Source organism: Streptomyces sp. ISL-99 (assembly GCF_018614005.1).
Classification (GTDB): Bacteria; Actinomycetota; Actinomycetes; order Streptomycetales; family Streptomycetaceae; genus Streptomyces; species Streptomyces flavidovirens.
Map to the genome: position 1 here is coordinate 254,254 of NZ_JAGGPC010000038.1, position 21,983 is coordinate 276,236.

General features: G+C 69.8%; 18 protein-coding genes and 1 riboswitch. Of the genes, 13 read left to right on the top strand and 5 right to left on the bottom strand.

Annotation, left to right across the window (positions count from 1 at the left end):
* Positions 1 to 51: 51 nt before the first annotated feature.
* The 11 genes from J7E91_RS23880 (at position 52) to J7E91_RS23930 (ending at position 12,661) form a co-directional block, all read left to right on the top strand.
* On the top strand, positions 52 to 909 hold the full coding sequence (locus J7E91_RS23880; protein ID WP_214908201.1) for a dienelactone hydrolase family protein: 858 nt from the start codon (positions 52 to 54) through the stop codon (positions 907 to 909).
* Positions 910 to 1,160: 251 nt separating this feature from the next.
* Entirely contained in the window at positions 1,161 to 3,938 is a 2,778-nt protein-coding gene (locus J7E91_RS23885) for a LuxR family transcriptional regulator (protein WP_214908118.1), read from the top strand.
* 368 nt (positions 3,939 to 4,306) lie between these two features.
* On the top strand, positions 4,307 to 6,496 hold the full coding sequence (locus J7E91_RS23890; RefSeq protein ID WP_251016120.1) for a nitrate- and nitrite sensing domain-containing protein: 2,190 nt from the start codon (positions 4,307 to 4,309) through the stop codon (positions 6,494 to 6,496).
* Positions 6,493 to 6,897 carry a roadblock/LC7 domain-containing protein gene (locus J7E91_RS23895; RefSeq protein WP_214908122.1) on the top strand — a complete coding sequence of 135 codons (405 nt, stop codon included), beginning with the start codon at positions 6,493 to 6,495 and terminating at the stop codon, positions 6,895 to 6,897. The genes J7E91_RS23890 and J7E91_RS23895 overlap by 4 nt, the downstream gene beginning before the upstream one ends.
* Positions 6,897 to 7,262: a DUF742 domain-containing protein gene (locus J7E91_RS23900; RefSeq protein ID WP_214908123.1), complete on the top strand. Its 366-nt coding sequence runs from the start codon at positions 6,897 to 6,899 to the stop codon at positions 7,260 to 7,262. The genes J7E91_RS23895 and J7E91_RS23900 overlap by 1 nt, the downstream gene beginning before the upstream one ends.
* Complete coding sequence (locus J7E91_RS23905) at positions 7,249 to 7,839, top strand: ATP/GTP-binding protein (protein WP_251016121.1); 591 nt, start codon at positions 7,249 to 7,251, stop codon at positions 7,837 to 7,839. Before J7E91_RS23900 ends, J7E91_RS23905 begins: the two co-directional genes overlap by 14 nt.
* Before the next feature lie 93 nt (positions 7,840 to 7,932).
* Entirely contained in the window at positions 7,933 to 8,715 is a 783-nt protein-coding gene (locus J7E91_RS23910; protein WP_214908125.1) for an amino acid ABC transporter ATP-binding protein, read from the top strand.
* A 68-nt stretch (positions 8,716 to 8,783) separates the two neighbouring features.
* Complete coding sequence (locus tag J7E91_RS23915) at positions 8,784 to 9,623, top strand: glutamate ABC transporter substrate-binding protein (protein ID WP_214908127.1); 840 nt, start codon at positions 8,784 to 8,786, stop codon at positions 9,621 to 9,623.
* A gap of 76 nt (positions 9,624 to 9,699) precedes the next feature.
* On the top strand, positions 9,700 to 10,365 hold the full coding sequence (locus tag J7E91_RS23920; RefSeq protein WP_214908129.1) for an amino acid ABC transporter permease: 666 nt from the start codon (positions 9,700 to 9,702) through the stop codon (positions 10,363 to 10,365).
* On the top strand, positions 10,362 to 11,276 hold the full coding sequence (locus J7E91_RS23925) for an amino acid ABC transporter permease (protein ID WP_214908131.1): 915 nt from the start codon (positions 10,362 to 10,364) through the stop codon (positions 11,274 to 11,276). The genes J7E91_RS23920 and J7E91_RS23925 overlap by 4 nt, the downstream gene beginning before the upstream one ends.
* A gap of 128 nt (positions 11,277 to 11,404) precedes the next feature.
* On the top strand, positions 11,405 to 12,661 hold the full coding sequence (locus tag J7E91_RS23930) for a cytochrome P450 (RefSeq protein WP_251016123.1): 1,257 nt from the start codon (positions 11,405 to 11,407) through the stop codon (positions 12,659 to 12,661).
* Between the two features lie 19 nt (positions 12,662 to 12,680).
* On the opposite strand, the gene J7E91_RS23935 is transcribed toward J7E91_RS23930, so the two are convergent.
* From J7E91_RS23935 to J7E91_RS23945, 3 genes are all read right to left on the bottom strand, one after another.
* Positions 12,681 to 13,277 (bottom strand): Type-2Aa cytolytic delta-endotoxin, encoded by a 597-nt coding sequence (locus J7E91_RS23935; protein WP_214908133.1) that lies wholly within the window; start codon positions 13,275 to 13,277, stop codon positions 12,681 to 12,683.
* Positions 13,278 to 13,375: 98 nt separating this feature from the next.
* Positions 13,376 to 16,126 carry a SpoIIE family protein phosphatase gene (locus J7E91_RS23940; RefSeq protein WP_214908134.1) on the bottom strand — a complete coding sequence of 917 codons (2,751 nt, stop codon included), beginning with the start codon at positions 16,124 to 16,126 and terminating at the stop codon, positions 13,376 to 13,378.
* Positions 16,127 to 16,258: 132 nt separating this feature from the next.
* Positions 16,259 to 17,032 (bottom strand): LysM peptidoglycan-binding domain-containing protein, encoded by a 774-nt coding sequence (locus J7E91_RS23945; protein ID WP_214908136.1) that lies wholly within the window; start codon positions 17,030 to 17,032, stop codon positions 16,259 to 16,261.
* A gap of 4 nt (positions 17,033 to 17,036) precedes the next feature.
* A riboswitch (cyclic di-AMP (ydaO/yuaA leader) is annotated at positions 17,037 to 17,201 on the bottom strand.
* A gap of 528 nt (positions 17,202 to 17,729) precedes the next feature.
* Between J7E91_RS23945 and J7E91_RS23950 the strand changes: the two genes are divergently transcribed.
* Positions 17,730 to 18,527 carry an SDR family oxidoreductase gene (locus J7E91_RS23950; protein WP_214908206.1) on the top strand — a complete coding sequence of 266 codons (798 nt, stop codon included), beginning with the start codon at positions 17,730 to 17,732 and terminating at the stop codon, positions 18,525 to 18,527.
* An 18-nt stretch (positions 18,528 to 18,545) separates the two neighbouring features.
* Here the strand turns inward: J7E91_RS23950 and J7E91_RS23955 are convergent, their stop codons facing one another.
* Both J7E91_RS23955 and J7E91_RS23960 read right to left on the bottom strand, forming a co-directional pair.
* Complete coding sequence (locus tag J7E91_RS23955; RefSeq protein ID WP_374224772.1) at positions 18,546 to 19,415, bottom strand: SDR family oxidoreductase; 870 nt, start codon at positions 19,413 to 19,415, stop codon at positions 18,546 to 18,548.
* A gap of 153 nt (positions 19,416 to 19,568) precedes the next feature.
* Positions 19,569 to 20,702 (bottom strand): cellulose binding domain-containing protein, encoded by a 1,134-nt coding sequence (locus tag J7E91_RS23960; protein WP_214908140.1) that lies wholly within the window; start codon positions 20,700 to 20,702, stop codon positions 19,569 to 19,571.
* A 591-nt stretch (positions 20,703 to 21,293) separates the two neighbouring features.
* Here J7E91_RS23960 and J7E91_RS23965 point away from each other — a divergent pair.
* Positions 21,294 to 21,956 (top strand): hypothetical protein, encoded by a 663-nt coding sequence (locus tag J7E91_RS23965; protein WP_214908142.1) that lies wholly within the window; start codon positions 21,294 to 21,296, stop codon positions 21,954 to 21,956.
* Positions 21,957 to 21,983: the final 27 nt, after the last annotated feature.

Sequence of the window (21,983 nt, forward strand, 5' to 3'; positions counted from 1 at the left end):
CACAGCGCCCCGGCTCACCACCGACACGGAAAGGGCCGCTTCCGGTCGCTCATGGCCGGCTTGGCGGCGCTCCTTGCCGTCGGCGGGCTCAGCACCGTCGCGACCCCCGCCGCCCAAGCGGCGGACAATCCGTACGAACGCGGCCCCGCCCCCACCACAGCGACCATCGAAGCGCCCACCGGCCCCTACGCGGTCTCGCAGACCGCCGTCTCCTCCCTGAGCGTCACCGGTTTCGGCGGCGGGACCGTCTACTACCCGACCTCGACCAGCGACGGCACGTTCGGCGCCGTGGCGGTCTCTCCCGGATTCACCGCGAGCCAGTCGTCCATCGCCTGGCTCGGTCCGCGGCTCGCCTCCCAGGGCTTCGTGGTCTTCACCATCGACACCCTCTCCAGGTACGACCAGCCCGACAGCAGGGGCCGCCAACTGCTCGCCGCGCTCGACTACTTGACCGAGCGCAGCACCGTACGCGGCCGGATCGACAGCAGCAGACTGGGCGTGATGGGCCACTCGATGGGCGGCGGCGGCTCGCTGGAAGCGGCCAAGAGCCGGCCGTCCCTCCAGGCCGCCATCCCGCTCACCGGGTGGAACACCGACAAGACCTGGCCGGAGATACAGACCCCGACCCTGGTCGTGGGGGCCGACGGCGACACGGTCGCGCCGGTCGCCTCGCACTCCGAGCCCTTCTACGAGAGCCTGCCGTCCTCGCTCGACAAGGCGTACCTGGAACTCAACAACGCGACGCACTACACGCCGAACTCCTCCAACACCACCATCGCCAAGTACAGCATTTCCTGGCTCAAGCGGTTCATCGACAATGACACCCGCTACGAGCAGTTCCTCTGCCCGCTGCCCCGCCCGAGCCTGACCATCGAGGAGTACCGCGGCAACTGCCCGCACGCTTCCTGACATTCCCCCGCAGTCCGGCGCCGGTGCCGGTCGCGTGCCCCGCGGCCGGCACCGGCACGTCCTTTGTCCGTACCGTGTGCGCCGGCACAGACTTGGCCCGCCGACGCTGGGCGCGCGCCCAGCGCCGACCCGTCCGGTCTTCCGTTTGCCCAGGTGAGACGAGTGTCCGGACCTCCCGCGCGCCAACGGGCACCAGGCTTCCGTCACTGCTTACGCGGAAGTAACGTGACAGGCGTGACCGGAAAACGACCGTGAGCAGTCCTCTCCGGCTATACGGCCGGCGTTCTGAACTGGAAGCCGTGGCAGCCCTGTCGGACCGGCTGCGGTCCGGCCGCGGCGGCGCGCTGCTGTTCGCCGCGGAGCCCGGATTCGGCCGCACCGCGCTGCTGGGCCGCGCCGCCGGTGACTTCGAGGCCGGTCCCGTCCTGCACACCAGAGCCGTACCGGCCGAGAGCGGACTGCCCTACAGCGGAGTGCACGCGCTGCTGTGTGCCGCCGGCGATCTGCTCAGCGCCGCACCCGCCGGCATCCTGCGCTCCGGCCTCGCACCGGGCGGCCTGCTGGAGTTACTGCGCGGACTCGCCGCCGGGCGGCCGCTGCTCGTCTGCGTCGACGACGCCCACCTGTGGGACGACCGGTCGCGCGCCGCCCTCGGATTCGCGGCCCGGCGCCCGGACGCCCTGCGCGCGGTCGGGCTGCTGCTGTCCGCGGCCGGACACCGGTCGTACGATCCCGACTTCGCGGGCGTGCCCGTCGTCCACCTCGGCCCGCTCCCCGACAGCGCCGCGCGTGACCTGCTGGACGAGCTGGCGGGGGAGGGGACGGACCCCGCGGTACGGGAGGCACTGCTGTACGAGGCCGGGGGCAACCCCGCCCTGCTGGAGGCACTCGTCGGCCGCCTGTCACCGGACCAGCTCTCCGGGCACGCGCCGCTGCCCCGGCCGCTCGCCGACGGTGACGCCCTGCTGCGTACGGTGGGTGGCAGGCTGGCGGACCTGCCACCGGACACCACGTTCCTGCTGCTGCTGGCAGCCGCCGCACAGGAGCAGACCCCCGAAGCCGGGGGAGCGGACGCGGACCTGGTCCTGCGCGCCGCCCGGAACGCCGGTATCGACCCGGCGGCGCTGGACACGGCGGAGGCGGCAGGGGTGGCGCGTACGGACGGGGACCTGATCCGCTTCGAGAGCCCGCTGCTGCGACGCGCCGTTCACGCCGGCGCCCCTGCGGCCCGCCGTCGCGCCGCCCACCAACTGCTCGCGAACGCCCTCGCGGGGGACCGGCACCGCTTCCCGCGGCTGCTGCACCGCGCCCTGGCCGCCGACGGCCCCGCCCCCCGCCTCGCCGCCGAACTGGCCGCGGCCGCCGCCACCGCGGACCCGTGGATTCCCCGTCTGCAGCGCTCCCTGGCCCTCGCCCGAGCCGCCGAACTCACCACGGCCGACGACAGCGTCCGCATGTCACGCATGACGGCCGCGGCGGAGCAGGCCCGGCTGGCCGGCCACCCGCACCGGGCGCGCGAGCTGCTGGCCGCCGCTCGTGAGGGGACGGCCCATGACGCCGTACGCGGCCGGGCCGAACTCGTCACCGGCGCCTTGGCGCTGGGCGACGGCCCGGCCGGGGACGCCTACGGGGCGCTGCTGGTGGCGGCGGGCCTGCTCGGCCCGTACGAGCCCCAACGCGCTTTCGAAGCCCGGCTCGGTGCCATGGAAGCGGCCTGGGCCGCCGGTGACGTGCCGGCCTGTGTGGCCGCGCTCGGCGGCGGCAAGGACCCGGCGCCGGCCAGGTCCGCGACGTACGCCACCCCCCACGTCCCACCCGCCGCGCGTGAGGAAGGGGCGAGCCACGACTACCGGGCCGGAATGCTGGCCGCCCTGGAGGCCAGGCCCGACGAGGCCCGGGGGCCGCTGCGTCGCGTACTGGACCGGGCCGTGAGCGACGACGATCCGGTGCGGCTGCTGCGCGCCGGGGCCGCCGCGCTCGTCCTCGGTGACATCCGGGCGGCGTGCCGTGTCAACGCGCGGGGTCTGGCCATCGGCCGGGCCCAGGGGCTCGTCGCCCTCGTGCCCCAGCTCCTGGAGCACCTGGCCTACGCTGAGTTACGGGCCGGCCGGCACGCCCGCGCCGGAGCGCACGCCCGCGAGGGACTGCGCGCCGCCCACCGCGCCGGCCAGCGCAATGCCGCCGCCCACCAGCACGCGATCCTCGCGCTGGTCGCATCGGTCGAGAGCGACGCCGCGGCCGTGGCCGGACATGTCGCGGCGGCCATGGCGATCGCCGGCCCGCACGGACTCGTCCAGGCCGCCACCCTGGCCGAATGGGCCTCGGCCCGAGCTGATCTGGGGCGCGGCCGCGCTGTCGAAGCCGCGGCCCGGCTCGGCCCGTTGGTACGGGCGGGACCGCGCCGGGGGCATTTCGCCGTCCGCATGCTGGCCGTTCCCTGCTTCGTCGAGGCCACCGCGCTCACCGGGCGACCCGACGACGCACGTGCGGCCGTCGCGGAGTTCGCCGCCTGGGCGGCCCACGGCGGCGACCCGCAGGCGCCCGCGCTGCTCGCCCGCTGCCGTGCGCTGCTCGCGGGCCCTGAGGAGGCCGACGCCCTGTATGCCCACGCCCTGGCCAGACATGAGCTGGCCGACGGCGACTTCGAGTGGGCCCGCACCCAGCTGCTGTACGGGAAGTGGCTGCGGCGCCGGCGTCGTCCGCGTGAGGCGAGAGGCCGCCTGAGGGACGCGCTGGTCGCCTTCGAGCGCTCCGAAGCCCGTACGTGGGTCGACCAGACGCGAGCGGAGCTGCGGGCAACCGGCGACATGGCCGGCGGTGAACCGGCCGGAACGCTGTCCTGCCTGACGCCACAGCAGCTTCGGATCGCCCACTGCGTCGCCGAGGGTGCGACCAACCGTGAAGTGGCGCTGCGCCTGTCCGTCAGCCCCCGGACCGTCGACCATCACCTGCGCAATGTCTTCGCGCTGCTGGGTGTGCGCTCCCGTGTGGAGCTGTCCCGGCTGGTGGACCGTACCGACGGTAACTGACGCACGCTCGCGGGGACGGCCACACGGGGCGTATCGGTTGAACTCCGATATGGCCTCCGGTCTGCAACGGCCTTCGCCGCAATTACCACGCACTGATCGCGGAGGCAACCACTCCATTTCCCGGCGTGGCTGGTTATGATCTGCATCCCCACGTCTCACCCCCTGCCGGTCCGGCCCGTCCCCACGTCCCGCTCCCCGTCTCCCGCCGGCCCGGCTGCTGGTCCTTCTCTCCGCTCTACCTCCGTCCCCGAGGACTGATGTCTCCCATAGAACCCGAAGGCCCACGCGTTACGTCGAGATTTCGTCGTCGGCGAACCGTCCGCCTGCGCACCCTGCTCATCTGTCTGGCGGTAGTCCCCACCGTCGCGATGAGTGCCCAAGTCGTCGTGACGGCCGACCGGTCGCTGAACAAGTCGGCGCACCTGCGCTCCGATGTGGCGGCCGGTGAGCGGATCGGCGTACCCGCGTACCAGCTCATGGTCGCGTTGCAGGCCGAGCGGACGATGACGGCCGCGCGGTGGGCGGGCTCCGCGGTGCCCGACGGCGAACTGCACCGGCGGCGCGCGGCCACGGACCGGGCCGCGGACGAGTTCCGCCGGGCGGCGGACGGAGCTCTGGCGGCGACCGGGTACGTCGCGGAGCTGAAGCACAGCCTCGCGGATCTGGCCGCGTTCCGCGAGCGCGCGGACGCCCGCAGCGGGGGCGCGGATCGGACGATCGGCTACTACTCCGACCTCGTCGACCGCATCATCCGGGTGTACCAGAACCAGTTCAGCCATGCGGAAGACGCCGAGCTCATCCAGGAGAGCGGCTTGGTCGTCACGGTGTTCACGGTGTCCGAGATGGTGGCACGCGAGACCACCATCCTCGCCACGGCCGGGCCGTCCAGGCGTCTGAGCCCTTCCGGGTTCGCCGAATTCGTCAACTCCGTCGGATCCCAGCGGTACCAGTACGACGAGTGGGTCGCGCCGTATCTGACGGCCGAGGACAAAGCGGCCTACGACCAGGTCTTCGCCTCGGACGGCTGGAAGACGAAGGTCCGCATCGAGGACGCGGTCATCTCCGACCACCAGAACACCGCGTCCGGCATCAAGCTACCCAAGGAGGCCGACGCCTGGCGGGCCGCGTATGACGAGTTCGCGGCGCGCGTTGCCGCGCTCGACGCGAAACAGGGGCGAGCACTACTCGTGCACGCCGACGCCAAGGCCACGCAGCTGGAGAACGAAGTCATCTGGCTGATCGTCGGAAACGGCGCAGTCGTCTTTGCCGTCGCGGGGGTCGTCGTGTTCACCACCCGCTCGGTGCTGCGCCGCCTGCGAGGTCTGCACGAGAGCACGGTGGCCATCGCTGAGGAGACGCTGCCCGACGTCGTGGCCCGGCTCCAGCGCGGGCAGCCCGTCGATGCCGACGCGCTGCCCAGCCCGACCGGGGCCCAGGACGAGGTCGGGCGAATCAACGACGCGTTCGCCCGGGTCGTCGCCGTATCCGTCGACGGGCACCGGCAGCTCTCGGACGAGCGGCACGGCTTCGGCATGTTCGCCGCGGGCATCGCCTCACGCACCGGGAACCTGGTCAGCCGCCAGCTGAGCCTCACCGAGGACCTTCAGGACACTTTCGGCCACAACGAAGCACTCCTTGCCCAGTTGATGCGATCCGACCAGTTGACGGTGGGTATGCGACGGCAGATCGAGAACCTGCTCATCCTGGCCGGCGGCGAGATCCCGGACCCGCACACCGAGCCCATGCGTGTCGCCGACCTGCTGCGCGAGGCCGCCGCGGAGGTCGAGGACTTCCGGCGGATCGACCGGCAGGCCCTGGACGAGATCAGCGTGGAACCGCGGGTGATCAGCCAGATCAGCCACCTGCTGGCGGAGCTGCTGGACAACGCCACCCGGTTCTCCCCGCCGAAGTCGAAGGTCGTCATCCGGGCCGAGCTGGTGGCTGACGGCCTTTCGGTCGAGATCGAGGACCGCGGCCCACGGGTGACGCCCGCGAGCTACGAAGAGATGAACCGGCGGCTGCACTCCGCTCCGCCGTACGCCGTCCTGGCACAGAACGCGCACCGGCTCGGCCTCTTCGTGGTCGGCCACCTCGCCGATCAGCTCCCGGCCACGGTCACGCTGCGCCGCTCGGTGTACGGCGGGACATCGGCGGTGGTGATCATCCCCGGGGAGCTGCTCGTACCGACGGAGCGGGAACCGGCACGCAAGCCCGAACCGGTCGTACGGGCGAACCCGGAGCCGGCCGTGCGGGCGAAGCCCGAGCCGGCCCCGCGGGCGAAGTCGGAGCTGCTGAACCGACGCCCGCCCGCCGCGGAGCGGTCGCCTGACAGCGCGCGCCCGCTCCGGGCCGTGGCACCGGCCGGCACCCCCCGCCCGGCGCTCCCCGAGCGCGTCCCGCACACCCACATCGCCGAGCAACTCCGCGACCCGCGCCGACCAGCAGAAGCAGCGGCCGGTCAGGAGGCGACGACACCCGAAGAGGTGGCCGACGCCTGGGCCGACTACGAACAAGGGACCCAGAAAGTGGAAGCAGAGCTCCGACAGGACCAGCCATGACGACGACATCGAACGACATGATCTACAGCATTCTCGACAACAACCTCAGCAGGATCGCCGGCATCCAGGGCGCCGTGCTCCTGTCCAACGACGGGATCAGTCTCAGCGCGTACCTGCTGGAACGGGACCAGGCGGAGCGCATAGCCGCGGCGTCCTCCGGGATCGCGGCCACGATGAAGGCGATATCCAGGGAAATCAACGGCGGCCAGGTCATCCGCCAGCTGGTCGAGATGGACGACAGTTATCTCTGCATCGTCGGGTGCGGGGAGGGCAGCACGCTCATCGTCGTCACCTCCCGCAAGGCACGCCTCGGCGAGCTGGGCGGTGAGGCCGTACGGACCGCCCAGGCCCTCGGCGAGTGGCTGGGCACACCCGAGCGCACCCAGGCGCTCCCGTCGTAATGCCGGACGATCCGCAACACCGGGACCGCCGCCGGACGCGGCTGTACGCCCTGACCGACGGGCGTACAGCCACTCCGCACACCGTCCTCACCATGGACACCATGATCACGGCGGCGGTCGCCGCGGACGGCCACGGCGGCCTACCCACCGAGTGGCAGGCCATCCTCGCCATGTGCCCGGCTCCGAACGGGCGGGCGGTCGCCGAGATCGCGGCCCGGATGCACATGCGGCTCACCCCGATGACGGTCCTCCTCGGCGAACTCGTGGACCGCGGGCTGATCCACCACCGGCCGCCCCTGGAGGGTGCCGAGACCAGCAATGTCCACCTGCTCATGAGAATCAGGGACAGCCTTGCCCACCTATGACACACCTGCCCCGCAAGCGGCGCCAGTCAAGATCCTCATCGCCGGCGGCTTCGGCGTCGGCAAGACGACCCTGGTCGAAACGGTCTCCGAGATCGAGCCGCTGCGTACGGAGGAGCGGCTGACGGCCGCGGGCGTCGGCGTCGACGACCTCGACGGCATCGAGTCCAAGACGCTGACCACCGTGGCGATGGACTTCGGGCGTATCACCCTCACCGACGCCGGAGTCGTCCTCTACCTGTTCGGCACACCGGGCCAGGAGCGCTTCTGGTTCATGTGGGACGACCTGCTCAACGGCGCTTTCGGCGCGGTCGTACTGGTCGACACCCGGCGCCTGGACCGCAGTTTCCCGGCCGTCGATTTCTTCGAGAGCCGCGGGCTTCCCTTCGTGGTCGGCGCGAACTGCTTCCACGGCGAGCAGCCGTACACCGCTGAGGAGATCGGGGCCGCGCTGCATCTGCGTGACCCGAACACGCCCATCCTCATGCTCGACGCCCGCTCCCGTGACGACGTACGCGACGCCCTGCTCGCGCTCCTCGACCTGCTTATCGCCAAGGCCGGGACGGCCGCGGCGGTCTAGAACCCGCTCTTCCCCCGGTGGTCGCGCGGGCCTCCCTTCCCGCTTGGCCTTCTCGGCGTGCGTCCGGCCGGAGTCGGACGGAGTATGAAGCCGATGAGCGGAGTAGCTGTGACCAAGGGACACCCGACGCCGGGCACGAACGACGCCCTCGTCGTGCTGAAAGGCGTCAACAAGCACTTCGGCGCGCTGCACGTGCTCCAGGACATCAACCTGACCATCTCCCGTGGCGAGGTCGTCGTCGTCATCGGGCCGTCCGGGTCGGGCAAGTCCACGCTGTGCCGCGCCATCAACCGGCTGGAGGCCATCGACTCCGGTGAGATCGCCATCGACGGCAGGCCGCTGCCGGCCGAGGGCCGGGAGCTGGCCGCGCTGCGGGCCGACGTGGGCATGGTCTTCCAGTCCTTCAATCTCTTCGCCCACATGACCGTGCTCCAGAACGTGATGCTGGGCCAGATCAAGGTCCGTAAGAAGGACAAGAAGGAAGCCGAGGACCGGGCGCGCTCGCTCCTCGAACGGGTGGGCGTGACCACCCAGGCGGACAAATACCCCGCGCAGCTCTCCGGCGGTCAGCAGCAGCGCGTGGCGATCGCCCGCGCGCTGGCCATGGAACCGAAGGTCATGCTCTTCGACGAGCCGACCTCGGCGCTCGACCCCGAGATGATCAACGAGGTGCTGGAGGTGATGCAGCAGCTCGCCCGTGACGGCATGACGATGGTCGTCGTCACCCACGAGATGGGCTTCGCCCGTTCGGCCGCCAACCGTGTGGTCTTCATGGCGGACGGCAGGATCGTGGAAGAGACGACGCCCGACCAGTTCTTCACCAACCCGCGCAGCGACCGGGCCAAGGACTTCCTGTCGAAGATCCTTCACCACTGAGGCCTCAGCGGGCTCCCGCAAACCCTCCCCACAAACTCCCCCCACATCAATCCCCAGGGATGATCACCATGAAGATGCTCAAGGTCACTGCCGCGGCGGCCACCGCGCTCGCACTGTCTCTGACCGCCGCGGGCTGTGGTTCCGACGACGGCGACGAGAGCGGTTCGGGCAGTGGCGGCAACAAGATCACCGTCGGCATCAAGTTCGACCAGCCGGGCCTGGGCCTGCAGACCCCGGACGGCAAGTACACGGGTTTCGACGTCGACGTGGCCACCTACATCGCCAAGGAGCTCGGCCACGAGCCGGGCGACATCGAGTGGAAGGAAGCCAAGAGCGCCGACCGCGAGACGCTCCTGGAGCGTGGCGATGTCGACTTCATCGCGGCCACCTACTCGATCAACGAGGAGCGGCAGAAGAAGGTTGACTTCGCCGGTCCCTACCTCCTGGCCCACCAGGACATCCTCGTACGCGCGGACGACAACACCATCAAGAAGCCCGAGGACCTGAACAACAAGAAGCTCTGCTCGGTCACCGGGTCCACCTCCGCGCAGAACGTGAAGACGAAGCTCGCGCCGAGAGCCCAGCTGCAGGAGTACGGCGGCTATTCGGAGTGCCTGACCGGCCTGGAGAACAAGGTCATCGACGCCGTGACGACCGACGACTCGATCCTCGCTGGTTACGCCTCCCAGAAGGAGCACCAGGGCAAGTTCAAGCTGGGCGGCTTCAAGCTGAGCAACGAGAACTACGGCATCGGCGTACAGAAGGGCAGCGACCTCAAGGAAAGGATCAACACCGCCCTGGAGAGGATGGTGTCGGACGGCTCCTGGGAGGAGTACGTCAAGAAGAACTTCGGCCCGGCCAACTACAAGAACGAGCCCGCTCCGGAGATCGGCAACATCGTCCGCTGAAGCGGATCACTGACCGGCGCGCCGCACCACGCTGTGGCGCGCCACGCCCTTGACCCCTGCGGAAGTGCGGGAGATCGTGTTCGACTTTCTTGAAGGTTACGATCTGCTGGGAGCCTTCTGGGTGACGGTCCAGCTCACCGTCTACTCGGCCATCGGCTCCCTCATCTGGGGAACGCTCCTGGCCGCCATGCGGGCCAGCCCGGTCCCCCTGATGCGCGGCTTCGGCGCCGGCTACGTCAACGTGGTGCGGAACATCCCGCTGACGGTGATCATCGTCTTCACCTCGCTGGGCCTCTTCCAGACGCTCGGCGTCAGTCTCGGCGCCGACGACTTCAAGACCATCAACTTCAGGCTCGCCGTGCTCGGCATGATCGCCTACACCTCCGCGTTCGTCTGCGAGGCGCTGCGCTCCGGCATCAACACGGTGCCCGTCGGCCAGTCGGAGGCGGCGCGCGCCATCGGCCTGAGCTTCCCCCAGGTGCTGTCGCTCATCGTCCTTCCGCAGGCCTTCCGTTCCGTGGTGGGCCCGCTCGCGAACGTACTGATCGCCCTGACCAAGAACACCACGGTGGCTGCCGCGATCGGTGTCGCCGAGGCCGCGACGCTGATGCGGGAAATGATCGAGAACGAGGCGCAGCTCATTCTCATCTCGGCGATCTTCGCGCTCGGATTCATCTGTCTCACCCTCCCGACCGGGCTCTTCCTCGGCTGGGTGAGCAAGAAGGTGGCGGTGAGGCGATGACCTCCGTTCTGTACGACGTACCGGGGCCCCGCGCCAAGCGGCGCAATGTCCTGTTCACGGTCGTGTTCCTGGTCGCGCTCGCCGCGCTGGTCTGGTGGGTGGGGCTGAGCCTCGCCGAGAAGAAACAGCTGGAGTGGGTCAAGTGGGAGCCGTTCTTCACCGACTCCCGGGCGTGGACGACGTACATCCTGCCGGGTCTTGAGAACACGCTCATCGGCGCCGCCCTCGCCATGGTCATCGCGCTGCCCCTCGGAGCGCTCTTCGGTATCGCCCGGCTCTCCGACTACTGGTGGGTGCGGGGCGTGGCCGGAACGGTCGTGGAGTTCTTCCGCGCCATCCCGGTGCTGATCCTGATGCTCTTCGCCAACGCGGCGTACGCCGAGTTCACCGACGTCAGTCCCGAAAACCGGCCGTTGTACGCCGTGGTCACCGGCCTCGTCCTCTACAACGCCTCGGTACTCGCCGAGGTGGTGCGGGCCGGAATCCTGTCCCTGCCGGCCGGGCAGACCGACGCCGCCAAGGCGATCGGCATGCGCAAGGGCCAGATGATGCGGTACGTCCTGCTGCCGCAGTCGGTCACCGCGATGCTGCCCGCGCTCGTCAGCCAGCTCGTGGTCATCGTGAAGGACACCGCGCTCGGCGGGGCGCTGCTCGGCTTCTCCGAACTGCTGGCATCGGTCCGCCCGATGAGCGCGAACTACGGCGCGAACACCATCGCCAGCTTCACCGTGGTCGCCGTGATCTTCGTCCTGCTGAACTTCGCGCTCACCACGTTCGCGAGTTGGCTGGAGGGCAGACTGCGGCGCGGCAAGAAATCCACCGGCGCGGTGGTCGGCGCCGACGCGGTCGCGGAGCTCGCGACGCCGGGCGAGCACGTCGTACCCCACGGGCCGGACAAATCGCAGGGCTGAACGCACGGTGGGCGGGCTGCGCCGCCCGGCGGCGCGGGAGGATCCGGCAGGCGATATGGTGCGGCCCGGAAGGTGGCTGACCAGGACTGACGCGAGGAAGGGGGTGGGGTTCCGTCATGGCCATACCCATGAGCGCTGTGGATCTTTTCGACCAGGGGTACGTGCTCGACCCCTTTCCGGTCTGGGACGGTCTTCGGGAGAACGCGCCGGTGCACTACGAACCGGACACCGGACTGTGGCTGGTGAGCCGGTACGACGACGTACGGGCGATCCTGCTCGACACGGACACCTTCCTGCCGGACAACGCGATGGACGCCATCGGCCGCTTCTCGGTGCCGACCCTGCGCGTCCTCGCCAGGGCCAGGTTCGCCCTGCCGCCCACCCTCGCCAGCAACGGCGGCGAGAGCCACGCCGGATACCGGCGCATCATGACCGGGCTGCTCGGCGCCCGGGCCGTCACCGCGGCTGTGCCGATGATCGAGCAGGTGACCGGCGAGTGCCTGGCCCAGCTGGAGGAACGGCTCGACGCCGACGGTGTGTGCGACCTCGCCACCACGCTCGCCCGCGACGTTCCGTTGCGGGTGCTGCTGCGGATCCTCGGCCTCGAACAGGCCGCTGACGTCGGCATCGACACCCTGGCGCGGTGGAGCGACGCCTCGCTGGAGCTGTTCTGGGGGCGGCCGGACGCCGGCCGGCAACGCGAGCTGGCAGGGGAAGCGGCCGACTTCTACTCCTGGCTCAGGGACCTCGTGACCGAGCCCGGCCCCGCGGCGGACACCCTGCTCGGCGCACTGGCGGCGCACCGGCTGCCGGACGGCGAGCCGCTGGGCGTGGCCGAGTCCGCCGCGGTGCTCTACTTCATGCTCATCGCCGGTCAGGCGACCACCAGGCAGATGATGAGCATCATGTACCGGCGCGCACTCGGCGAACCCGCCCTGTGGCGGCGCTTCGCCGAGGAGCCGGGCAGCGTCGAGCCCTGGACCGAGGAGATGCTGCGGCGGGAGCCCCCGATCACCACATGGCGCAGGGTCACCGGCCGGCCGGTCACCGTCCGCGGCGTGGACATCCCGGCGGGGGCGCCGCTGCTGCTGATGCTGGCCTCCACCGGCTCGGACCCCGACGTGTTCGAGAACCCCGAGGAGCTGTGTCCCCACCGGTCGAACCGTCGCAGGCATCTGTCCTTCGGCGTGGGCCGGCACCGGTGCTCCGGCGCCGAACTGGCCAGGACGGAGGCCGGCGTGATGCTGCGGATGACCGCGGCCCGGCTGCCCGGGCTGCGGCTCGCGGACACCTCCCCGGCTCCGGAGATGCTGGGGCTGCTGTCCTTCCGGGCGCCGTTGAGCGTGCTGGTGGAACGCGCCGCGCCGCACCCCGGCGAAGGGTGAGACGCGGCGGCTTCGCCGGTCAGGCCGCGGACGGCACCTCCTGCCGCACAGTGATCGCGTTGAGGCGGATCGTGTAGCGCGTGGTGTCCGCGACGGTCAGGGACCGGACGTCCTCCGAGCCCAGCGCGACGGTCACATTGGCGCAGAAGGCGATGGCGTAGACGGAGTCCCCGGTCTCCTCGTCCTGGAGCGCGAACAGCAGGTTGTAGTAGTAGCTCGTACGGTCCGCCTCCTCCCGGTAGAAGGAGAGATGCGTGCCCTCCTGCCGGCCCAGGTCCACAAAGGCTTCGGTGAGCGCCTGCTCGGCCTTGTCCCAGAAGACGCGGTTGGCGCACGGGAGCGGAAGAGCCTGGCGTACAGCCTCCTTCAGGGAGAGGACCATGACGCTGACGGGGGCGGTTTCCTGCAGACCCCAGCCACGGATGATCTTTACGGTCGAGCAGCCGGGGATGCCGCTCGCCGCCCGACTGATCTCACCGAAGTCGAAGTCCACGGTCGCCGGGGCGATCGCGTGCTGGAACCCCGCCTCGATGCTCCGTGCCCGGTCCATGAAAGACGACCCCACCTCGAAGACCGTCTTGAAAGTCGTCTTCTCGGTGGCGATCCGGTCAGCCATTGCTGCTCCTGGTGTGTCGGAAATGATCGCGCCCGGTCGGCAAGTATGCCGTTCGCCCTCCCGCCCGCCGCACGGGGCACGGTCCGTCCCGGCATCCGTCACAACGGTTCGCCGGGCAACCAGGACAGATCGTCCAGATCCGGCTCGGGCGCGGGCTGCTGACCGTCGGTCAGGGACTGTTCGATCCACATGACCTTGCCGGTCGGCGTGTATCTCGTTCCCCACCGTCCGGCGAACTGGGAGACCAGGAACAGACCGCGCCCGCCCTCGTCCGTCGTGGCCGCACGTCGCAGGTGCGGGGCGGTGCTGCTGCCGTCGGACACCTCGCAGATCAGACCGCGTTCGTACATCAGCCGCACATGGATCGGCTCGGAGCCGTAACGGATCGCGTTGGTGATCAGCTCGCTCAGCATGAGCTCCGTCGAGAACCCGATCTCCCCGAGCCCCCACGTCTCCAGCTGACGGCCGCACGCGGCGCGGACCGGAGCGACGGCCGCGGGATCGGAGGGGACGTCCCAGTCGGCGACCCGGGCGGGGTCCAGCAGATGGGTACGGGCCACCAGCAGCGCGATGTCGTCGCTGCGGTGCGGGGGCAGCATCGCACTGAACACGGCCTGGCAGGTCTCCTCGGGCGACGGATTCGCCGGGTCCTCCAGCGTGTGGCGCAGGAGGCGCAGACCGGTGTCGATGTCGCGGTCGCGGTGCTCGATGAGGCCGTCGGTGTAGAGGACGAGCCGACTGCCCTCGGGCAGCCGCACTTCGGCGGTCTCGAAAGGCAGGCCGTGGAGACCCAGGGGCGGGAAGACCGGCATCTCCAGAAAGTCCACTGTGCCGTCCGGGTGCGCCAGCGCGGGGGCGAAGTGTCCCGCCGTGGCCATGGTGCACAGGCCGGAGACCGGATCGTAGATGGCGTACAGGCAGGTGGCGCCCGCGATGCCGTCACCGCCGTCGTCCCCTTCCTCCTCGTCGATGCGGGAGACCAGCTCGTCCAGATGGCCCAGCAGCTCGTCCGGCGACAGGTCGAGAGCGGAGAAGTTGTGGACCGCGGTGCGCAGCCGGCCCATGGTGGCGGCGGCGTGCAGGCCGTGGCCGACGACGTCGCCGACGACCAGAGCGACCCGCGCCCCCGGCAGGGTGATGACGTCGAACCAGTCGCCGCCCACCCCGGCCTGCGCGGGCAGATAGCGGTACGCGACATCCAGGGCGTCCTGCTCGGGCAGGACGCGGGGCAGCAGACTGCGCTGGAGGGTCACGGCCATGGCGTGTTCGCGGGTGAAGCGACGGGCGTTGTCGATGGCGACCGCGGCGCGGGCGGCGAGCTCCTCGGCGAAGGCCAGGTCTTCCTCCCCGAAACGTTCGGTGGACTCCGAGCGCCAGAAGTTGGCCATGCCGAGCACGACACCACGTGCCTGCAACGGCACCGACACCAGGGAGCGGATGCCGTACTCAAGGGCGCGGTCGGCCCCTACGGGGTCCTGGGACCGCCAGCCGTGGGCGACCGTCAGGTCGGCCTCCAGCACCGCATGGCCGCTGGCGAGAGCCGCCGCCATCGGCGTCGTGGGGACGACGAATCTGATCAGGTCGCCCACCGGCTGGAAGGGGCGGTCCTCGCTGCCGCCGCTCACGGCGGCGCGGCGCATCTCGGTGTGGGCGCCCGTCGGCTCCTCACCGCGCAGGACGGGGTCCAGCAGCTCCACCGTGGCGAAGTCCGCGAACCGGGGGACCGCGACCTCGGACAGCTCCTCGGCGGTACGCACCACGTCCAGCGTGGTCCCGATCCGCACTCCGGCCTCGTACAGCAGCTTCAGGCGCTCGCGGGCCACCTCGGCCGCGCCGGACAGCGCGAGCAGCTCGGTGGTGTCGCGGAGTGTCGCGGCAGTGCCGGGGGGACCGCCGTACGGGGCGGTGGGCCGTGTGTTGACGGCCAGCAGCCGGTCACCGGCCAGGTGGACCTCGTCGGTCACGGCGCGGCCCGAGGCCAGCAGCTGCGCGATGGGGGCGTCGAGGCCCAGGCCGGTGACGTGCCGTCCCTCCGCGCCGGCGGGCAGTTCGAGGAGCCTGCGTGCCTCGTCGTTGACCAGGGTCAGCCGGCCGTCGTCCGCGATGATGAGCACGCCTTCCCGGACAGCGTGCAAAACCGCGTCGTGGTGCTCGTACATTCGGGTCATCTCGGTGGGGCCGAGCCCGTGCGTCTGCCGCCGCAGCCTCCTGCTCACCAGCACGGAGCTGCCCGTGGCGAGGATCAGCGCGCCGGCGGCGGAGGCGAGGAGCATCGGCAGATGGCGGTTGACCGCGTCCCCGACGTTCTCGACCGTGACACCGGCGGTGACCAGGCCGACGACGGAGCCGTCGGCGTCGGTGACGGGGACGACGGCCCGGGCCGCGTCGTTCGGGGCGCCCTTGAAGATCTCCGTGAAGGCTGTCCCGGCCGTGGCGCGTTCCACGCCCTCGGCGCGCCTGCCGATCAGCGCCGGATCGGTGTCGGCGTGCCGGGTGCCGTCCGGTGCCATCACCGCCATGAAATCCACTCCCGCCCCGTGCTGGGCCGCGTTGACGTGGGCGCGCAGCGCGGCGGTGGGATCGGGGGACCGCAGGGCCTCGACGGTGCCCGGGGCGTCCGCGAAGGCCTCAGCGGCGGCGAGCGAGCGGTTACGGGCGTCGCGCTCGCTGTCCTGGCGTGTCTGGAACGCGAGCGCGACCACCGCGGCGGTGATCAGCAGCACCGCGACCACGATCTGGAGGAAGAGCACCTGGCCGGCGGCGCTGCGCACCTTCAGCCGGGAACGCACTCCTGGCCGGGACGAGCGCGGTGGCCCGACACCCCTGGGTCGTCCGGGACGTCCGCTCATGCCCCATTTTTAGCATTACGCGGCTTTTTGGGGGCACCTGTGTCCCGTGTACGACGACCGGCCTGCCTGCTCCGGCGAGGCGCCCTCAGGGGCCCTGCTGGAGCAGACAGGCCGTGACTCGTCAATGCCGGTTTAGTACGGGCCGTTCACGTTGTCGATCGAGCCGTACCGGTCCGCGGCGTAATTGCACGCGGCGGTGATGTTGGCGACGGGGTCGTAGCTGTCCATCGACGTACCGGGCACGTGGTAGGCCGCGAAGGTCGGCTGGATGACCTGGAGGAGCCCCTTGGACGGCGTGCCGGCCACGGCGTTGGAGTCCCAGTTGTTGATGGCCATCGGGTTGCCCGAGGACTCCCGCATGATGTTGCGGTGGATGCCCTCGTACGTGCCGGGGATGCCGTGCTTGGCCATGATGGCCAGCGACTCCTTGATCCAGCCGTCCAGGTCGTTCGTGTACGTCGTCGTCTTGGCGACGGCGGCGCGGGTCTCGGAGCGGTCGGCCCGCTCGGACGCCGGGGTGGCCTTCGCCTTGGGCTTGGCCTTGGGCTCGGCCTTCGCGCCGATCGTCAGCTTGAGACCGGGGTGGATCAGCGACGGGTCGCCACCGATGACTTCCCGGTTGTCCTGGTACAGCTTCTTCCAGCTGCTCACGGAGTGCGCGTCCGCGATCTTGGAAAGCGAGTCACCGGCGACCACGGAATAGGTCGTGGGCCCGGCCTTCTTCGCGGCGGCCGGGGCGGCGGCGGCCGAGGTCGCGGCCTTCTCGGCGGCGGCGGGCTGTGCCGCGGCGGCCGTGGTCGCACCGATCAGCGGCAGAGCCAGTGCGGCGCCACCCGTACCCACGGCGATGAAGCCGCGAGTGAGCGATCTGACCTTGGTACGACGGTGCTTACCCTTTGAGCGCATGACGAATTCCTCTCCGTCGCCTGCGAGGTGAGCTGTCGGGTTCGGGCTGGAGATGCCCGGTCGCGCGGTCTGTGCGACTTCACCCCAAGCCGTTCCGGATTCGTTCCGGACCGGCGGCTTACCTGGGTCCCCCGCTCCTGCCGTACGTGAGTGTGAGTGGGTGCGGATTCCGGACGGCGGCAGGATTCGGCGGTCCACCCGGATTGACGGTGACGTTAAGCGAGAGGGGCGTGGAAGAACAAGCCCCGCATTCCGCAGCGCAATCGTGTGGCGTATCAGAACGGGGAAACTCCCGTCACTGTCCGTGGGCGGCAAAGCCAACTTTCTTTCCATGGAAGGGAACTGACGCCGACGGAACTACCACATTCCGTTGCTGACGTGACTCGTATCACGGGAGGCGACCGCACAACGACCTTTCAGGCAAACCGCCCACACTGGTCATTCCTGGCCGGAAGTGCGCATCACGGGAACGCCACCAGCGCCGAGTGCGCGCACCGCCTCCGGAACTGCTCCTGCTGTGGGTTGACTTGAGCGCCGATCTCCCCGAACTTCCCCATGTGGAGGGGGTGTTGGCCCGCACTCGACGTGTAGAGAGAGTGGTGGCACGAGCGTGCCGGGCCTGCCGGGCGATGGTCCACGGCACAAGACAAACGGGGGCATATTGATACATCGCGGCTTGCGCGGGTACTCGCCACTCATGAACGAAACCAGGCCTCTGGCCGTCGTTACCGGTGCCTCCAGCGGAATCGGTTTCGAGCTGGCCAAGCAATTTGCCGAAAATGGATTCGACCTTGTGCTGTGCGCCGAAAACTCCGGTCTTGGAATTGCCGCGGACGAAGTGCGGGCCCATGGAGCCGACGTACACAGGGTGAAGGCCGATCTGGCCACAGCGGAAGGCGCCGAACGACTGCTCGGCGCCATTGTGGCGACCGGGCGACCCGTTGCCGCCGCCGCGCTCAACGCCGGCGTGGGGCAGGGTGGGGCCTTCCTCGACACGGACCTCGCCGACGAGGTGCGCGTCATCGACCTCAACATCACGTCCACCGTGCGGCTGGCGAAGGGCCTGCTGCCGGACATGGTCGCTCGTGACGAGGGCCGGCTCCTGTTCACTTCCTCCATCGACGCGACCGTGCCGGGCTCCTTCCAGGCCGTGTACAACGCCTCCAAGTCCTTCATCCAGTCGTTCGCACAGGCGTTGCAGAACGAACTCAAGGACACCGGGGTAACGGTCACCTCAGTCATGCCCGGCGCGACGGAGACGCACTTCTTCCACCGCGCCGGCATGGAGGACACCCAGGTCGGGCGGCAGAAGAAGGACGACCCCCAGGACGTGGCCCGGCAGGGCTTCGAGGCGTTGATGGCGGGCCGGAAGAAGATCGTGGCCGGTTCCGTGAAGACCAAGGCGCAGGGGCTCGTCAGCAAGATCGTCCCTGGCAGCGTCAAGGCGGCCGCGCACCGGAAAATGGCAGAACCCGGATCCGGTGAATCGAACTGAGCCCCAGGGCGCGTCGCTCTACGGAAGTGGCGTGCCGCCGGTGGCGTTGACAATCTCGGCCGTGATGTAGCTGGCCCGCGGGGAAGCGAGGAATACATACGCCGGGGCCATTTCGGCCGGCTGGGCGGGCCGGCCCAGAGGCGACTGCTTTCCGAACTCCGTGGTGTCCGGCATGGTCGCCGGAATCAGCGGCGTCCACACCGGGCCGGGAGCGACCGCGTTGACGCGAATTCCGCTGGACGCGACCATTTGCGCCAGCCCCTGAGTGAAGGCCACGATGGCCGATTTCGTCATGGCGTAATCGAGCAGATGCGGGCTGGGCTTGTACGCCTGAACGGAGGACGAGTTGATGATGCATCCTCCCTCGGGAATGTGGGGGAGAGCCATTTTCGACAGCCAGAACATGCCGTAGAGATTGGTCTTCATCACCCGGTCGAATTGTTCGGTCGTGATGGCGCCGATGCCGTCCGGCTGGGACATCTGATACGCGGCGTTGTTCACCAGAATGTCGATGCGGCCGAATTCCGCGACAGTGCGCTCAATGAGCGCACGGCACTGCTCCTCGTCCCGGATGTCACAGCTCACCGCGACGGCCTTGCGGCCTGCCTCTTCGACGAGTCGTGAGGTCTCCGCGGCCTCTTTCTCCTCCTCCGGCAGGTGAGTGAGCAGTACGTCGGCGCCCTCACGCGCGAAGGCCAGACACACCGCCCGGCCGATTCCCGAGTCGCCTCCGGTCACCACCGCGGCGAGGCCCTCCAAGAGCCCGCTTCCCCGATAGGAGTCCTCGCCGTGATCCGGCGGCGGGTCCATCGGGCCCGTCCAGCCGGGGTGCGCCTGTTCCTGGTCAGGGAGCTTTGGCTGGGGGTGCTTGGTGACGGGGTTCTCCACCTCGCGGCTCTCGTCCTTCATGCCGGCCTCCTGTTTGGTTCGGTTTGACCACACTTGCGTTCCCCCGAGCCGAGCACTCGAATCGCCCCCTGGCGCACTGGCCCCCTGTCCGTCCGGCCGGGCGCCGTACCGGCCGGACGGACAGGCCCGTTTCTAGGCCACCGCGCACGCGGTTCCATTGAGGCTGAACTGCGTCGGCTTGGCGAAGGTGCCCGAGTACGTCCCCTGGAAACCGAAGGACTGGCTGCCGTTGGCCGCGATCTGGGCGTTGGAGGCGGTGTTCGTCGCCGTCACCGTCCCGGACGACGGACTGATGACGGCGTTCCAGGCGTGGGTGACGCGCTGGCCGGCGGGAAGGCCGAAGGCCACCCTCCAGCCGTTGACGGGCGTCGCGCTCGCGTTGGTGACGGTCACATTGGCGGTGAAGCCGCCCGGCCAGGAGTTCGTGGCGTAGGTGACACGGCAGGCGGCCGGGGTTCCGGGATCACCCGGACCCGGACCGCCGCCGTCGCCGTTGACGGTGGAGGAGAAGGACTCCACCTTCAGGCCGGCCCCGTTCTCCCAGGGTTCGAACCCGGCCTGCACGCTCGTGACGTACCACGACTCCTGTGCCAGCCCGCGTGCCACGGCCTGGTCGACGAAGTCCATGACGTCGAAGCTCCAGCTCGCGATCGCCGAGGGCGCCACAAAGGAGATCACGTCATTGCTGCCGTTGTTGCCGGTCCAGATCTCCCAGCTGCGGCCGGCCACTGTGGCCGTGCCGGTCTTCGAGCCGATCGGATTGATGGGGCCCACCCGGTTGAACCAGATCATGATCTCGGTCTGGCTCACGCCGTCCGTCTTGGGCGTCGGGTCGAGCCAGATGTCGTAGGACGCGTTGTAGACGGCGTTGCTGACGTACCCGTAGGAGATGCTGCTCGGCGCGCTGCTGATCGAGTTCACCCGCATCGGCAGGCTGGTCCCGGGGGAGCAGTTCGTGTAGTGGCAGCCGTTGTAGGCGGAGGGGTACGACTTGGGCGCCCCGTTCGTCGGTACGGATCCGTCGGCGCGCGTGAGCTCGAAGCCGGTCGCGGTTGCGTTGACACACTGCGTGGCGCTGGTGCCCCAGCGGTTGTTCTGGACCACGTAGCGGCCCTGGATGGTGGTGGTACCGAACTGATCGCATATCAGGGTGTCGGCCTGTGCGGGCCCTGCCGTCGTCACGAGAGCGGCCAGTGACGCCAGGGCCACCAGCATCGTCATGAGGGCGGCGCGGACGGAGCGGACACAGCGGGGTAGCGGTCTCATGTGGCTCCTTCGGTGAGAAGCGTGCGGGTGGGGTGGGAGCGCTCCCAGTATTCCGAGAGACAAGCGCGGCGACAAGTGCCGTGAGCCGCAAGGGATTTGGGTGTGGGCTCTTGTGCGCGTAGCACCCTGTCGGCTGCTCGGCGAGAGGTCATCGAGCCGAATCGGTCCGCGCGGCTCCCGTGGTCCGACCGCCCTCCGGTGGCCGGCCGGCCAGGCAGGTGTTCGGCCTGAGCCGCGAGGGTGCGCACCAGGGGCCGGACAGCTGTCGCGCTCCGGTCGTGGTGGGACGTGTGCGGGCGGTCGGATTTCTTGGCCGGTTCACGTCACGCACCAGCGATTGACGAGGGTGCGTCAACTCCGCAGAGTGAAAGCGAGGGAGGGTTGGCGTCCATTTGGGAGCGCTCCCGAAACACTTCCCCGAGCGGCGTCCGGCGAAGCGCTGATGAGGCTTGACCGGCCGGGCCCCTCGCCCCCCACGCCTTCCCCGTACATGCCCCGCTCCTCTCCGTCCGTCCTGTCCGCACACGAGGAAATCCCCATGCGCAGACCCGCGTTACAACTGACCCTGGCCGGCCTGGCCGCCCTCGACTGGTGCTCGCCACCGTCGCCGTCCAGTTGACGACCTCCCGGACGGCCACCGCCGCCGCCGGCCAGACCACCGCCGTCAACGGCGGCCCCGACAGCTTCACCCAGCAGCTGCCGACCGGCGGAGCATCGCAGTACACCACCCCGCTCGAGCGCTGTCACACCAGCCCCAGTTACCCCTTGTCCGGCACCAAGCCGATCCTCAACGAGCCGCTGACCGCGGCCTTCACCTCGAACGTCCCGCTCTCCGTCAGCGCGCGGGCCGACAACACCACTGGTTACGGCCTCCGCGAGCTGGTCTTCACCAACCGCTCGGCCAAGCCGGTCCACCTCGACTGCGGTGTACTGATCTTCCGGGCTCCGTCCGGTTCGGACCAGCACCACTACGGCGCCTCCCAGACGTTCGGGCACCCGCAGCAGGACTTCGTCGAAGTCAAGCGGGGCGACGGCACGTCGTTCTACATCGTGCGCCTCGGATTCCACGACGTGCCGCTGCCCCAGCGCGGCATCGACCCCGGCCACACCTGGGTGTACAAGCTCGGCGGGCCGGACCAGGGCGCGGTGAGCCTGGAGACCACACGCGACTCCATCCGCTTCACCGCCGACCTGAACGTCTCCTCCAACACCGACCTGGTCAAGAAGTACGGCACCGTCCGCTACGCCAACTGACCACCCACGCCGCGAGGGGCGGGCGGC